We start from the raw sequence: 12,053 nt of genomic DNA, 5'->3' as shown, positions 1-12,053 counted from the left end.
GTTGACGGCCAGGTCCAGCAGCCAGGAACGGATGACCGTGCCTTCCTGCCAGGAGCGGAAGACCTCCCGCACGTCCGTGACGGAGTCGACCTTCTCCAGCAGCTCCCAGCCCTCGGCGTAGGCCTGCATCATCGCGTACTCGATGCCGTTGTGGACCATCTTCGCGAAGTGCCCGGCGCCCACCTTGCCCGCGTGGACGAAGCCGAAGTCGCCCTCGGGCTTGAGCGCGTCGAAGACCGGCTGCACCTTCGCCACGTGCTCGGCGTCGCCGCCGACCATGAGGGCATAGCCGTTCTGCAGGCCCCAGACACCGCCGGAGACGCCCGCGTCGACGAAGCCGATGCCCTTGGCGGCCAGCTCCTCGGCGTGCTTCTCGTCGTCCGTCCAGCGGGAGTTGCCGCCGTCGACGACCGTGTCACCGGGGGAGAGCAGGTCGCCGAGCTCGTCGACGACCGACTGGGTCGGGGCGCCGGCCGGGACCATCACCCAGACCACGCGCGGGCCTTCGAGCTTGTCGACCAGCTCGGCGAGGCCGGCCACGTCCGAGATCTCGGGGTTGCGGTCGTAGCCGATCACGGTGTGCCCTGCGCGGCGGATCCGCTCGCGCATGTTGCCGCCCATCTTGCCGAGGCCGATGAGTCCGAGCTGCATTTCAGTGCACTTCCTTCAGTTCGCGGTAGGCGGCCACGAGGGCGGCGGTGGAGGGATCGAGACCGGGGACGTCCGCCCCTTCGGTCAGTGCGGGTTCGACCCGCTTGGCGAGCACCTTGCCCAGCTCGACGCCCCACTGGTCGAAGGAGTCGATGTTCCAGACGGCGCCCTGTACGAACACCTTGTGCTCGTACAGCGCGATCAACTGGCCGAGCACGGACGGCGTCAGCTCACGGGCGAGGATCGTCGTCGTCGGGTGGTTGCCCTTGAACGTCTTGTGGACGACCAGCTCCTCGGGCACGCCCTCGGCCCGCACCTCGTCCGGGGTCTTGCCGAAGGCGAGGGCCTGCGTCTGGGCGAAGAAGTTCGCCATCAGCAGGTCGTGCTGCGCCTGGAGTTCGTCGCTCAGCTCGGCGACGGGACGCGCGAAGCCGATGAAGTCCGCCGGGATGACCTTCGTCCCCTGGTGGATCAACTGGTAGTAGGCGTGCTGCCCGTTGGTGCCGGGCGTGCCCCACACCACGGGACCCGTCTGCCAGTCCACGGGCCGGCCGTCCCGCTGCACCGACTTGCCGTTGGACTCCATGTCCAGCTGCTGGAGGTAGGCGGTGAACTTCGACAGGTAGTGGCTGTAGGGCAGCACCGCGTGTGACTGGGCGCCGAGGAAGTTGCCGTACCAGATGCCCAACAGGCCGAGCAGCAGCGGGGCGTTGGCCTCGGCGGGGGCGGTGCGGAAGTGCTCGTCGACGATGCGGAAGCCGTCGAGCATCTCGCGGAAGCGGTCCGGGCCGATGGCGATCATCAGGGACAGGCCGATCGCCGAGTCGTAGGAGTAGCGGCCGCCGACCCAGTCCCAGAACTCGAACATGTTGTCCGGGTCGATGCCGAACTCGGTGACCTTCCCGGCGTTCGTCGACAGCGCCACGAAGTGCTTGGCGACCGCCTTGTCGTCACCACCCAGCCCCTGAAGCAGCCAGGAGCGGGCCGACGTCGCGTTGGTGATCGTCTCGATCGTGGTGAACGTCTTGGACGCGACGATGAACAGCGTCTCGGCCGGGTCCAGGTCGCGGATCGCCTCGTGCAGGTCGGCGCCGTCCACGTTCGACACGAAACGGAACGTCAGATCCCGTGCCGTGTACGGCCGCAGCACCTCGTACGCCATCGCCGGACCGAGGTCGGAGCCGCCGATGCCGATGTTGACGACGTTCCTGATCCGCTTGCCGGTGTGGCCCGTCCATTCGCCCGAGCGGACCCGGTCGGCGAAGGCGCTCATCTTGTCCAGGACGGCGTGCACCTGCGGCACCACGTTCACGCCGTCGACCTCGACGACCGCGTCCCGCGAGGCCCGCAGCGCGGTGTGCAGGACCGCCCGGTCCTCGGTGAGGTTGATCTTCTCGCCGCGGAACATGGCGTCCCGCAGGCCGAACACATCGGTGGCGGTGGCCAGTTCCTGGAGCAGGGCCAGCGTCTCGTCGGTGATGAGGTGCTTGGAGTAGTCGATGCGCAGATCGCCCACGCGCACCACGTACCGCTCGGCCCGCCCGGGGTCGGAGGCGAACAACTCCCGTAGCTGCGCGAGTCCTTCGGCGCGGTGGTCCTCCAGAGCCGTCCACTCGGGGCGACGGGTCAACAGGGGAGAGTCAGACATGGGCAGGGGTCTCCTTGGCGCGGCCCTCGCCCCGCAGGGCGACGGCGTACATCTCGTCCGCGTCGAGGCGCCTGAGCTCCTCGGCGATGAGTTCGGAGGTGGTGCGCACCTTCAGCGCGAGGGTGCGCGAGGGCTGGCCCGGCAGGGACAGCGTGGCCAGCGGGCCCTCGGGGCGGTCGATGACGACCTCGCCGTCGGCGGTGCCCAGGCGCACGGCGGTGACGACCGGCCCCGCGGTGACGATGCGGTCGATCTTCACCTTCAGCCGCGCCTCCAGCCAGCGCGCCAGCAGCTCGGCGGCCGGGTTGTCGGCCTCGGCCTCCACCGCCCCCGAGACGATCTTCGCGCGGGCCTGGTCGAGGGCCGCGGCCAGCATGGAGCGCCACGGGGTCAGCCGGGTCCAGGCGAGGTCGGTGTCGCCGGGGGCGTACGAGCGCACCCGGGTCTCCAGGACCTCCAGGGGGTTCTCCACCGCGTACAGGTCGGTGATCCGGCGCTGGGCCAGGGCGCCCAGCGGGTCCTTCGCCGGGTTCTCGGGCGCGTCCACCGGCCACCACACGACGACCGGCGCGTCCGGCAGCAGCAGCGGCAGGACCACCGAGTCGGCGTGGTCGGACACCTCGCCGTAGGTGCGCAGCACGACGGTCTCGCCGGTTCCGGCGTCGGCGCCCACCCGGACCTCGGCGTCCAGCTTGGACGCCGTGCGGTCGCGCGGGGTGCGGGCGTGCCGCTTGATGACGACCAGGGTGCGCGAGGGGTGCTCGTGCGAGGCCTCCTCGGCCGCCTTGATCGCGTCGTAGGCGTTCTCCTCGTCCGTGACGATCACCATCGTCAGGACCATGCCCACGGCGGGCGTGCCGATGGCGCGGCGGCCCTGCACCAGCGCCTTGTTGATCTTGCTTGCCGTGGTGTCGGTCAGGTCGATCTTCATGGCCTGCGCCAGCTCCGTCCGTCTCGTGCGAGCATCTCGTCGGCTTCCTTCGGTCCCCAGCTGCCCGACGCGTACTGCGCGGGCTTGCCGTGCCGTGCCCAGTACTCCTCGATCGGGTCGAGGATCTTCCAGGACTCTTCCACTTCCTGGTGGCGGGGGAACAGGTTGGCGTCGCCGAGGAGGACGTCCAGGATGAGCCGCTCGTACGCCTCGGGTGAGGACTCCGTGAACGACTCGCCGTAGGCGAAGTCCATCGACACGTCCCGGATCTCCATCGAGGTGCCCGGCACCTTGGACCCGAACCGCACGGTCATGCCCTCGTCCGGCTGGACGCGGATCACGATGGCGTTCTGGCCGAGCTCCTCGGTGGCCGTGGAGTCGAAGGGAGAGTGCGGGGCGCGCTTGAAGACGACCGCGATCTCGGTGACGCGGCGGCCGAGGCGCTTGCCGGTGCGCAGGTAGAACGGGATGCCTGCCCAGCGGCGGTTGTCGATCTCCAGCTTGATCGCGGCGTAGGTGTCGGTCTTCGACCTGGGGTCGATGCCGTCCTCCTGGAGGTAGCCGGCCACCTTGGCGCCGCCCTGCCACCCGGTGGCGTACTGGCCGCGCACGGTGTGCTTGCCGAGGTCCTTCGGCAGCCGCACCGACTTGAGCACCTTCAGCTTCTCGGTGAGCAGCGCGTCCGCGTCGAAGGCGATCGGCTCCTCCATGGCGGTGAGCGCCATCAGCTGGAGGAGGTGGTTCTGGATGACGTCACGGGCGGCGCCGATGCCGTCGTAGTACCCGGCCCGGCCGCCGATGCCGATGTCCTCGGCCATGGTGATCTGCACGTGGTCGACGTACGACCGGTTCCAGATCGGCTCGTACATCTGGTTGGCGAAGCGGAGCGCCAGGATGTTCTGGACGGTCTCCTTGCCGAGGTAGTGGTCGATCCGGAAGACCTGCTCCGGCTCGAACACGTCGTGCACGATCGCGTTCAGCTCCCGCGCGCTCTTCAGGTCGCTGCCGAACGGCTTCTCGATGACCGCACGCCGCCAGGAGCCCTCGGGGGCGTCCGCCAGCCCGTGCTTCTTCAGCTGCTGGACGACCTTGGGAAAGAACTTCGGCGGTACGGAGAGATAGAAGGCGTAGTTGCCGCTGGTGCCGCGCGAGGAGTCCAACTCCTGTACGGCCTCGGCCAGTTGCTTGAACGCCTGGTCGTCGTCGAAGTCACCCGGGATGAACCGCATGCCCTCGGCGAGCTGCTGCCAGACCTCCTCGCGGAACGGCGTCCGCGCGTGCTCGCGCACCGAGTCGTGCACGACCTGCGCGAAGTCCTGGTCCTCCCAGTCCCGCCGGGCGAACCCGACGAGCGAGAAGCCCGGCGGCAGCATGCCGCGGTTGGCCAGGTCGTACACGGCCGGCATCAGCTTCTTGCGGGACAGGTCACCGGTGACACCGAAGATGACGAGCCCGGACGGACCGGCGATGCGGGGCAGACGCCGGTCGCGGGGGTCCCGCAGCGGGTTCTCCCAGTCGAACGAGGCGAGCGAGTCGAACGATGCGGACGGCTCTTCGGTCCCGGTGGCAGGAATCTCGGTCATTCCGCGTCGACCCCCTTGCTGTCCAGCGACTTCGTGACGGTGGCCAGCAGGTCGTTCCAGGCCACCTCGAACTTGGCGACGCCCTCGTCCTCCAGCTGCTGCACGACCTCGTCGTACGAGATCCCCAGAGCCTCCACGGCGGCCAGGTCGGCGCGTGCCCGGGCGTAACCGCCGGTGACGGTGTCGCCGGTGATCTCGCCGTGGTCGGCCGTGGCGTTCAGCGTGGCCTCCGGCATGGTGTTGACCGTGCCGGGCGCGACCAGCTCGTCGACGTACAGGGTGTCCTTGTACGCCGGGTCCTTCACGCCGGTCGAGGCCCACAGCGGGCGCTGCTTGTTGGCCCGGGCGGCGGCCGACTTCTCCCAGCGGGCGGAGGAGAAGACCTCTTCGTACGCCTCGTAGGCGAGCCGGGCGTTGGCGAGGGCGGCCCTGCCCTTGAGGGCGAGCGCCTCGTCCGTGCCGAGCACCGTCAGCCGCTTGTCGATCTCGGAGTCGACGCGGGAGACGAAGAAGGAGGCGACGGAGTGGATGGTGGAGAGGTCGAGGCCCTTCGCGGCGGCCTTCTCCAGGCCGGCGAGGTAGGCGTCCATGACCTCGCGGTAGCGCTCCAGCGAGAAAATCAGCGTGACGTTGACGCTGATCCCGAGGCCGATGACCTCGGTGATGGCCGGGAGACCGGCCTTCGTCGCCGGGATCTTGATCATCACGTTGGGGCGGTTCACCAGCCAGGCCAGCTGCTTGGCCTCGGCGACCGTGGCGGCCGTCTCGTGGGCCAGGCGGGGGTCGACCTCGATGGAGACCCGGCCGTCCCGGCCGTCGGTGGCGTCGTACACGCCGCGCAGCACATCGGCGGCGGCACGGACGTCGGCGGTCGTCATCATGCGTACCGCCTCGTCGACCGTCACGCCGCGCACGGCGAGGTCGTCGAGCTGCTCCTCGTACCCCGCACCCGAGCCGATGGCGGCCTGGAAGATCGAGGGGTTGGTGGTGACGCCGACGACGTTCTTGTTCTCGACGAGTTCGGCGAGGTTCCCGGACTCGATCCGGCTGCGCGACAGGTCGTCCAGCCAGATGGAGACGCCCTCGTCGGACAGGCGCTTGAGTGCTCCCGCGGTCGCGGTTGCTTCGGTCACAGTCATCATCTTCTTTCTGGCGGTCGGATCAACCACGCGCGGCGGCGAGAGATTCCCGCGCTGCTGCGGCGACGTTCTCGGCGGTGAAGCCGTACTCGGCGAAGAGGGTCTGGGCATCGGCGGAGGCGCCGAAGTGTTCAAGAGAGACGATGCGTCCTGCGTCACCTGTGAACCGGTACCACGTCAGACCGATCCCCGCCTCGATTGCGACGCGGGCTCGCACGGACGGCGGAAGGACGCTGTCGCGGTACTCCCGCGGCTGCTCCTCGAACCACTCCACGGACGGCATCGACACCACCCGGGTCCCGACGCCCTCGGCCTCCAGCAGCTCCCGGGCGGCGACGGCGAGCTGCACCTCGGAGCCGGTGGCGAGGAGAACGACGTCCGGGGTCCCGGTGGAGGCGTCCCGGAGCACGTAACCGCCCTTCGCCGCGTCCGGGTCGGGCGCGTACGTCGGCACGCCCTGCCGGCTGAGGGCCAGACCGTGCGGGGCGGGCTTGGTGGTGTGCCGCCGGAGGATCTCGGCCCAGGCGATCGCGGTCTCGTTGGCGTCGGCGGGCCGTACGACGTTCAGGCCGGGGATGGCGCGCAGCGAGGCCAGGTGCTCCACCGGCTGGTGGGTGGGGCCGTCCTCGCCGAGCCCGATGGAGTCGTGGGTCCACACGTAGGTGACGGGCAGCTGCATCAGCGCCGACATGCGGACGGCGTTGCGCATGTAGTCCGAGAACACCAGGAAGGTGCCGCCGTAGACGCGGGTGTTGCCGTGCAGCGCGATGCCGTTCATCTCGGCGGCCATCGAGAACTCGCGGATGCCGAAGTGGACCGTACGGCCGTAGGGGTCGGCCTCCGGCAGCGGGTTGCCCTGCGGGAGGAAGGAGGAGTTCTTGTCGATCGTGGTGTTGTTGGAACCGGCGAGGTCGGCGGAGCCGCCCCACAGCTCGGGCAGGACCGCGCCCAGCGACTGCAGGACCTTGCCGGAGGCGGCGCGGGTCGCGACGGACTTGCCCTCCTCGAAGACCGGGAGCGCGTCCTCCCAGCCCTCGGGGAGCTGGCCGGCGACGATCCGGTCGAACAGCTCGGCGCGCTCGGGCTGCTCCGCACGCCACTCGGCGATCCGCTTGTCCCAGGCGGCGTGCGCCTCGGCGCCGCGGTCGAGGGCCTGCCGGGTGTGGGCGATGACCTCGTCCGTGACCTCGAAGGACCGCTCCGGGTCGAAGCCCAGGAGCCGCTTGGTGGCCGCGATCTCGTCCGCGCCGAGCGCGGAGCCGTGCGAGGCCTCGGTGTTCCGGGCGTTGGGGGCGGGCCAGGCGATGATGGTCCGCATCGCGATGATCGAGGGCCGCTCGGTCTCGGCCTGCGCGGCCTTCAGCGCGGCGTACAGGGCGGGTACGTCGACATCGCCCTCGGCGGTGGGCTCGATGCGCTGGGTGTGCCAGCCGTAGGCCTCGTACCGCTTGAGGACGTCCTCGGAGAAGGCGGTCGCGGTGTCGCCCTCGATGGAGATGTGGTTGTCGTCGTAGAGGAAGACCAGGTTGCCGAGCTTCTGGTGCCCGGCGAGCGAGGAGGCCTCGGCGGAGACGCCCTCCTCCAGGTCGCCGTCGGAGACGATGGCCCAGACGGTGTGGTCGAAGGGCGAGGTGCCCTGCGGTGCCTCGGGGTCGAAGAGGCCGCGCTCGTACCGGGCGGCCATGGCCATGCCGACCGCGTTGGCGACGCCCTGGCCCAGCGGGCCGGTGGTGGTTTCCACGCCGGCGGTGTGCCCGTACTCGGGGTGACCGGGCGTCTTGGACCCCTGGGTGCGGAACGCCTTGAGGTCGTCGAGCTCCAGCTCGTATCCGGCGAGGTAGAGCTGCGTGTAGAGGGTGAGGGAGGTGTGCCCCGGGGACAGCACGAAGCGGTCACGTCCGGTCCACTCCGGGTCCGCCGGGTCGTGCCGCATCACCTTCTGAAAGACCGTGTAGGCGGCCGGGGCGAGGCTCATGGCGGTGCCGGGGTGCCCGTTCCCGACCTTCTGCACGGCGTCGGCCGCCAGCAGGCGGGCGGTGTCGACGGCACGCCGGTCGAGGTCGGTCCACTCGAAGCCGTCCGCGCTGTCCGCGCCGCCCGGTGTCTGCGTGCTCATCTGTGACCAGTCCTCTTCAAGAGTTCATGGATTCGTGCATCGTTCCTGGTGAGACGCGTTCGACTGTAAAAGTCTGACTTTTCCGAGGGAAGGTCGTGGTGTGTCAGCCTGTGGTGAAAGTGGGACACGGGCAGCGGCTTCGAGACGGTACGAGAAGGACATGGCGGACAGAACACTCCAAGGCGGGGACAGTGGCGGGATCAGAACGTTCCCCTTCCCGGTCGAGCTGAGCGAGGGCGGCGTCGGCATGCAGGTCGGCCCCATGGGCCCGCATCGCCCCTGGCACACCGACGCCCCGCTGCACCGCGTCCACCGGATCGACTTCCATGTCGTGATGCTCTTCGACAAGGGCCCCGTCCGCCACATGATCGACTTCGCCGAGTACGAGGCGTTCGCCGGGGACGTGCTGTGGATCCGCCCGGGCCAGGTGCACCGCTTCTCCAAGGCCAGCGGGTACCGCGGAACGGTCCTGACCATGCAACCCGGCTTCCTGCCCCGGGCGACGGTGGAGGCGACGGGCCTGTACCGCTACGACCTGCCGCCGCTGCTCCACCCCGACGCGGCGCAACTCGCGGGGCTGGGGGCGTCGCTGGCGCAGCTGCGCCGCGAGTACAAGGACACGGCGACCCTTCCGCTGAGCCTGCACACGGCGGTGCTCCGGCACTCCCTGACGGCGTTCCTGCTCCGCCTCGCGCATCTCGCGGCGAGCTCGCAGGAGGCGGCGCAGAGCCAGGCGGACACGACCTTCACCCTGTTCCGGGACGCGGTGGAGAAGGACTTCGCGACGAACCACAGCGTCAGTGCGTACGCCGACGCCCTCGGCTACTCGCGCCGGACCCTGGTCCGCGCGGTGCGCGCCGCGACGGGGGAGACGCCGAAGGGGTTCATCGACAAGCGGGTGGTCCTGGAGGCCAAGCGCCTGCTCGCTCATACCGACCTGCCCATCGGGCGGGTGGGGGCGGCGGTGGGGTTCGCGGACGCGGCGAACTTCTCGAAGTTCTTCCAACTGCACACCGGACAGACGCCGGTGGGGTTCCGCTCCGAACTGCGGTGAGGGGGCCCCGCACCCGCGGAGCCCCCCGGCAAAAGGCCTGTCAGCGCCCGGAGAAGGCCTGTCAGTGCCCGAGAAGACCTGTCCGGGCCCGAAAGGGCATGTCAGTGCCCGAAGTTGAACCAGTTCACGTTCACGAAGTCCGCCGGCTGCCCGCTCGTGAACGTCAGATACACGTCGTGCGTGCCCGTCACCGAGGAGATGTTCGCCGGTACCGTCCGCCAGGACTGCCAGCCCCCGGTGTTGGCGAGGGCGAAGCTGCCGACGGGGGCGTTGGAGCGGCTGTCGAGGCGCACCTCGACCAGGCCGCTGACCCCGCTGCCCGCGCCGCTCGCCACCCGGGCGGCGAACTGGGTCGCGGCGGTGGAGCCGAAGTTGACGTTCTGGTAGAGCGCCCAGTCGCCGTTCGCCAGCGCGCCGATGTTCTGGCCGCCGCCGGTGTCGGTGGTGGTCTCGGTGATCGTGCCCGACTGGCTGTTGTACGACTCGGCCTGGATGGTGCCGTAGGCGTCACGGCTGCCCGACGGCGGTGGTGTGGTACCGCTCCCACCGGCCGACAGCACCTGGACGTAGTCCACGGTCATCGGCACGCCGGACCGGGTGTCGCCGTCGAGGCCGCCGCCGAACGCGTCGGGGAAGGCGCCGCCCATCGCCACGTTCAGGATGATGAAGAAGCCGTGGTTGGTGGCGTTGGCCCAGGTCGTCGCGTCCATCTGGCTCGCGTTGACCGAGTGGAACTGGGTGCCGTCGACGGAGAAGCGGATCGTCTCGGGGCTCACCGAGCGGTCCCACTCCATGGTGTACGTGTGGAAGGCCGACTGGCAGGTCGAGCCCGGACAGGCGATGTTGTTGCCGATGCCCGTCGTCTCGTTGCACGGGCCGCCCGGGTTGGTGCCGCAGTGCATGGTGGCCCACACGCGGTTCATGCCCTGGACGTTCTCCATGATGTCCAGCTCGCCGACGCTCGGCCAGTTCTGGTAGTTGCCGCGGTAGGGGGCGCCCAGCATCCAGAACGCGGGCCAGTAGCCCTCGGCCGCCGTGCCGGTCACGTTCGGCATCTGGATGCGTGCCTCGACGCGCAGCTTGCCGCCGGCCGGCGGCTGGAAGTCGGTGCGGTTGGTCTCGATGCGGCCCGACGTCCAGCGGCCGGCGGAGTCGCGGACCGGGGTGATGCGCAGGTTGCCGTTGCCGTCGAGAGCCACGTTGGACGTGCTGTTCGTCATGGTCTCGACCTCGCCGGTGCCCCAGTTGGCGGGGCCTCCCGGGTAGGAGGTGCCGGTCGCGTACTGCCAGTTGGAGGTGTTGACGCCGGTGCCGGCGGCGCCGTTGAAGTCGTCGAGGAACACCTGCGTCCAGCCCGTGGGGGGAGTGGGCGCGGAGGCGTTCGCGGGGAGGGTCGCGGCCGTGGCCAGGGCCGCCGCCAGACCGAGCGTGGCGAGGACGGCGACGAGGGCGCGTCGCCGTCTGGGTATGCCGGAGGTGTCACTCATGGGGGTGCCTCTCGGGTACGGAGGTGGGTGCGCGGGTCCTTCGGAGAGCGTGTGAGAGCGCTCTCAAAGTGGGCCCAATGTGCTCTCCGGGAGAGAGGCCGTCAAGAGTTAAAACAAGGAAAGTCCTTTCGCTCCAGGCGAGTTCAGGTCATGAACGGCGCATACGCCCTAAAGCGCGCTCCCCGCCTTCCACTCCTCCCATGACAGGTTCCACCCGTTGAGACCGTTCGCCGGATCGACGGTCTCCTCACCGGAGTTCTTGACGATGACGACATCGCCGAGCATCGAGGACCTGTAGAACCGGTAGCCCGGCACCGAGCTGTCGTCCGCGCCTTTGGCGTCGTGCAGACCGACGCAGCCGTGGCTGGTGTTCTGGCTGCCGAACACCGATGCGGACGCCCAGTAGTTGCCGTGGATGAACGTGCCGGAGGTGGTCAGCCGCTGGGCGTGCGGCACGTCGGCGATGTCGTACTCGTCGCCGAGCCCGACGGTCGAGGACTCCATCCGGGTCTCCTCGAACCGCTCGCTGATCACCATGATCCCGGACCAGGTGGTGTGGTCGGCGTCGCCGCCGGAGACGGGGTAGGTGGCGTACGTCGCCCCGTCCCGCTGCACCACCATCTCCTTCGTGGCCAGGTCGACCGTGCTGATCTGCTCGCGCCCGATGTGGAAGGTGACGTCCTTGGACTGCACGCCGTAGACCCCGTCCGCGCCCTCGACGTCCTTCAGCCGCAGACCGAGCGTGACGGTGGTGCCGGCCGCCCAGTACGTCTCCGGCCGGAAGTCGAGGCGGGTGTCGCTGAACCAGTGGCCGACCACCTCGACGGCCGGTTCCGCGGTCACCGTGATCGCCTTCTGCACGGCCGCCTTGTCGGACACGGCGTGCGTGAAGTTGATCGACACGGGCATGCCGACGCCGGACGTCGAACCCGCCTCGGGGGTGAAGTAGCCGACGAAGGTCTCGCCGGGCGACCTGGTGGTGAAGGTCGCGGTCCTGGTGCCGGCGCCCCGCACCTTCGCGGTCACCGTGTACTTCGTCCCCGAGTAGGGGTTCTTCTTCGACGTCCAAGTGGTCTTCGTGTCGTTGAAGGTGCCCTCGAGCGTCGCGCCGTCGTTGCCGCTGACCTCGACGGACGCGAGGGTGCCGTCGGTCACCGCGACCTCGACGGGGCTGGTGAACGCGGCCTTCTTCGTACCGTCGGCGGGGGTGACCGTGACGACCGGCTTCTTCGTCGCGGCGGACTTCACCGACGCCGTCGCCCCGGCGTCCTGCGTGGCGTCGGCCGATCCGCTGCACCCGGTCAGGACCGCGGCGGGGGCGGCACCGAGCACGGTGAGCACTCCGCGCCGCGACCACCTCCCCGACGGCTGGTCGGACCGGTTCGATATGTGCGAGACGCCCACGGCAGGCCTTCCTGAGATATCCGCCTTTGCGAGGGCATCC

Annotated in this window: 9 protein-coding genes; 1 reads left to right on the top strand and 8 read right to left on the bottom strand. The window is 69.6% G+C overall.

Features of this window, described 5'->3' with window-relative positions; translation table 11 throughout:
* From DI272_RS08505 to tkt, 6 genes are all read right to left on the bottom strand, one after another.
* Nucleotides 1-651, bottom strand: a 651-nt coding sequence (locus tag DI272_RS08505) for an NADP-dependent phosphogluconate dehydrogenase (RefSeq protein WP_258314492.1), incomplete at its 3' end; no start/stop codon positions are given.
* A gap of 1 nt (nt 652) precedes the next feature.
* Complete coding sequence (gene pgi / locus DI272_RS08500; protein ID WP_109494754.1) at nt 653-2,299, bottom strand: glucose-6-phosphate isomerase; 1,647 nt, start codon at nt 2,297-2,299, stop codon at nt 653-655.
* Nucleotides 2,292-3,230, bottom strand: a complete 939-nt coding sequence (opcA, locus tag DI272_RS08495) for a glucose-6-phosphate dehydrogenase assembly protein OpcA (RefSeq protein WP_109494753.1) — start codon at nt 3,228-3,230, stop codon at nt 2,292-2,294. The genes pgi and opcA overlap by 8 nt, the downstream gene beginning before the upstream one ends.
* Nucleotides 3,227-4,813 carry a glucose-6-phosphate dehydrogenase gene (zwf, locus tag DI272_RS08490; protein WP_258314491.1) on the bottom strand — a complete coding sequence of 529 codons (1,587 nt, stop codon included), beginning with the start codon at nt 4,811-4,813 and terminating at the stop codon, nt 3,227-3,229. Before zwf ends, opcA begins: the two co-directional genes overlap by 4 nt.
* The gene (gene tal / locus DI272_RS08485) at nt 4,810-5,955 is read right to left on the bottom strand and encodes a transaldolase (protein WP_109494752.1); all 1,146 of its coding nucleotides are present in this window, start codon (nt 5,953-5,955) and stop codon (nt 4,810-4,812) included. Before tal ends, zwf begins: the two co-directional genes overlap by 4 nt.
* 19 nt (nt 5,956-5,974) lie before the next feature.
* The gene (gene tkt, locus DI272_RS08480; RefSeq protein ID WP_109494751.1) at nt 5,975-8,068 is read right to left on the bottom strand and encodes a transketolase; all 2,094 of its coding nucleotides are present in this window, start codon (nt 8,066-8,068) and stop codon (nt 5,975-5,977) included.
* 160 nt (nt 8,069-8,228) lie between these two features.
* On the opposite strand from tkt, the gene DI272_RS08475 reads away from it, so the two are divergent.
* Nucleotides 8,229-9,122, top strand: a complete 894-nt coding sequence (locus DI272_RS08475) for an AraC family transcriptional regulator (protein WP_109494750.1) — start codon at nt 8,229-8,231, stop codon at nt 9,120-9,122.
* Nucleotides 9,123-9,223: 101 nt separating this feature from the next.
* Here the strand turns inward: DI272_RS08475 and DI272_RS08470 are convergent, their stop codons facing one another.
* Nucleotides 9,224-10,609, bottom strand: a complete 1,386-nt coding sequence (locus tag DI272_RS08470) for a glycoside hydrolase family 16 protein (RefSeq protein WP_109494749.1) — start codon at nt 10,607-10,609, stop codon at nt 9,224-9,226.
* 168 nt (nt 10,610-10,777) lie between these two features.
* Complete coding sequence (locus DI272_RS08465; protein WP_109494748.1) at nt 10,778-12,013, bottom strand: Ig-like domain-containing protein; 1,236 nt, start codon at nt 12,011-12,013, stop codon at nt 10,778-10,780.
* Nucleotides 12,014-12,053 lie beyond the last annotated feature (40 nt).

Source organism: Streptomyces sp. Act143 (assembly GCF_003143935.1).
Lineage (GTDB): Bacteria > Actinomycetota > Actinomycetes > Streptomycetales > Streptomycetaceae > Streptomyces.
This window is presented reverse-complemented; position numbering and strand designations above follow the sequence as displayed.

Excerpts from the sequence above, each read along its gene's own strand:
- pgi (WP_109494754.1), bottom strand. The coding sequence starts at position 2,299 with ATGTCTGACTCTCCCCTGTTGACCCGTCGCCCCGAGTGGACGGCTCTG.
- opcA (WP_109494753.1), bottom strand. The coding sequence starts at position 3,230 with ATGAAGATCGACCTGACCGACACCACGGCAAGCAAGATCAACAAGGCG.
- zwf (WP_258314491.1), bottom strand. The coding sequence starts at position 4,813 with ATGACCGAGATTCCTGCCACCGGGACCGAAGAGCCGTCCGCATCGTTC.
- tal (WP_109494752.1), bottom strand. The coding sequence starts at position 5,955 with ATGATGACTGTGACCGAAGCAACCGCGACCGCGGGAGCACTCAAGCGC.
- tkt (WP_109494751.1), bottom strand. The coding sequence starts at position 8,068 with ATGAGCACGCAGACACCGGGCGGCGCGGACAGCGCGGACGGCTTCGAG.
- DI272_RS08475 (WP_109494750.1), top strand. The coding sequence starts at position 8,229 with ATGGCGGACAGAACACTCCAAGGCGGGGACAGTGGCGGGATCAGAACG.
- DI272_RS08470 (WP_109494749.1), bottom strand. The coding sequence starts at position 10,609 with ATGAGTGACACCTCCGGCATACCCAGACGGCGACGCGCCCTCGTCGCC.